This window comes from Halomonas sp., assembly GCF_014859505.1.
Lineage (GTDB): Bacteria > Pseudomonadota > Gammaproteobacteria > Pseudomonadales > Halomonadaceae > Halomonas.
Genome location: NZ_JACUUD010000250.1, coordinates 1 through 1,800 on the forward strand (window position 1 = coordinate 1; position 1,800 = coordinate 1,800).

At 66.6% G+C, this 1,800-nt stretch carries 2 protein-coding genes; both read right to left on the reverse strand.

All coding sequences use genetic code 11. The features are described from left to right. Positions 1-133 precede the first annotated feature (133 nt). Positions 134-805 (reverse strand): energy-coupling factor ABC transporter permease, encoded by a 672-nt coding sequence (locus IBX53_RS16005; RefSeq protein ID WP_290911344.1) that lies wholly within the window; start codon positions 803-805, stop codon positions 134-136. A 33-nt stretch (positions 806-838) separates the two neighbouring features. Continuing rightward, on the reverse strand, positions 839-1,693 hold the full coding sequence (purU, locus tag IBX53_RS16010) for a formyltetrahydrofolate deformylase (protein ID WP_290911347.1): 855 nt from the start codon (positions 1,691-1,693) through the stop codon (positions 839-841). Positions 1,694-1,800 lie beyond the last annotated feature (107 nt).

A 1,800-nucleotide genomic window follows, 5' to 3' on the forward strand; every position in this document is an offset into this window, starting at 1 on the left:
CGGCAAAGCCGATCTCCCACCAGTAGTCACATGCCTTGGCAACTCAGCCATTCGCCGATCAGAACCCAGCACCTACCAGAAGCCTGAAGCCTCACCAACAGATCCCAGGCGGTAACCCTACGAGCCAGGTCGCCTATTTCGTATCGATATAGCGATGGTCGTTGAAGGTGGCGACCCAGCTGGGGTGGTAGACCAGCAGGATGGCCATCAGCATGCCGGTGATGAAGGCCTCCGAGGGCATCAGCAGCGGCAGGAAGCGGGCGTACTCCATGGCCTGGTAGAGGGCGTGGGCATCATCGGCCCCGAGCATCATCAGCCCCACCGCGACGAGCCCGGCGGCAAGCGTGGAAAGCGCGGCGCCGAAGAAGCCGCAGACGAACAGGAAGACCATCAGGTTCTCGGGCAGGCGGCGGTCCACCAGCCGCCACACCAGCACCGAGACCAGCGCCGGCATCACCCCGGTGACCAAGAGGTTGACGCCGAGCAGCGGCCAGTCGACGCGCCCGGTGACCACTGCCACGAGGTTGACGATCAGGATCGTGACCAGCGCAAGCGGGGCCTTGAAGACCAGGGTGAGCAGCGCGGTAAACATCAGGTGCAGGGAGAGCCACTCCACCGCCTGGGCGCGCAGCTGCCACATCAGCAGCACCGCCACGGTGGCGGCGAGCCAGCGGTGCTGCAGGGAAGTGTCCGCAAGCAGCGCCCGCCAGGGGCGCTGGGCCAGGGCCAGGGCGTAGAGCCCGAGGGACACCAGCCCGCAGAGCACCAGCAGCCAGGGGGCGAGCACCGCTTGGGAAAAGGACATGGGGCGCCTCTCGTCGATTCGACCCTCGCCCGGTCAGGCGAAGACCACCGTCTTGTTGCCGTGGATCAGCACGCGATCCTCCAGATGCCAGCGCAGCCCGCGGGCCAGCACCGCCTTCTCGACATCGCGGCCGAAGCGCACCAAGTCGCCGGGGGTATGGCAGTGGCTGACACGGTGGATGTCCTGCTCGATGATGGGGCCGGCATCGAGCTCCTCGGTGACGTAGTGGCAGGTGGCACCGATCAGCTTCACGCCGCGATCAAAGGCCTGGTGGTAGGGCTTGGCACCGGCGAAGGAGGGCAGGAAGCTGTGGTGGATATTGATCACCCGCCCGACGTAGCGTTCACAGATCGACGGCGGCAGGATCTGCATGTAGCGGGCCAGCACCACGCAGTCGGCGCGCACATCATCCACCAGGCGCACCACCTCGTCGAAGGCGGCCTGCCTGTCGTCGGGCTGCACCGGCACATGGTGGTAGGGAATGCCGTGCCACTCCACCAGGCCGCGCATGGTCTCGTGGTTGGAGATCACCGCGGCGATGTCGCAGTCGAGCTCGTCGGCGGTCCAGCGGTAGAGCAGGTCCACCAGGCAGTGGGACTCCTTCGAGACCATCAGCACCACCCGGGGGCGGTTGCGGGTGTCGGTGAGCGCCCAGGTCATGTCGAACTCGGCGGCGATGGGGGCGAAGGCCTCGCGCAGCGCCTCGGGGGGCATGCCGATGGAGTCGGCCAGGATCTCGTAGCGCATGAAGAAGCGCCCGGTCTCGAGGTCGGAGTGCTGGCTCGCCTCGGTGATGGAGCCGCCGTGGCCGGCGATGAACCCGGAGACCCGGGAGACGATGCCCACGCGGTCGGGGCAGGAGACCACCAGGCGGTAGTAGTGTGACATGGCGTGCCTCTGGTTTAGCTTTGGGGGTTTGGCGTTGGGGGCTTGGCTTTGGGCTTGGGCTGGAATCGGGGTGCGACAGTGTAGCGAAAACAGCAGGTTCCGGCATC

Excerpts from the sequence above, each read along its gene's own strand:
- IBX53_RS16005 (WP_290911344.1), bottom strand. The coding sequence starts at position 805 with ATGTCCTTTTCCCAAGCGGTGCTCGCCCCCTGGCTGCTGGTGCTCTGC.
- purU (WP_290911347.1), bottom strand. The coding sequence starts at position 1,693 with ATGTCACACTACTACCGCCTGGTGGTCTCCTGCCCCGACCGCGTGGGC.